Genomic DNA, 242 nt, shown 5'->3' on the forward strand with positions numbered 1-242 from the left:
GTGAAATCCCCGGGCTCAACCTGGGAACTGCATTTGAAACTGGCAAGCTAGAGTCTCGTAGAGGGGGGTAGAATTCCAGGTGTAGCGGTGAAATGCGTAGAGATCTGGAGGAATACCGGTGGCGAAGGCGGCCCCCTGGACGAAGACTGACGCTCAGGTGCGAAAGCGTGGGGAGCAAACAGGATTAGATACCCTGGTAGTCCACGCTGTAAACGATGTCGATTTGGAGGTTGTGCCCTTGA

The 242-nt window shown here is 55.0% G+C and carries 1 rRNA gene; it reads left to right on the plus strand.

Annotated elements, in window-relative coordinates:
• Positions 1–242: ribosomal RNA gene (locus ACJ5GX_RS01060) — 16S ribosomal RNA — on the plus strand; the annotation flags it as partial.

This window comes from Wolbachia endosymbiont of Tuta absoluta (assembly GCF_059414725.1).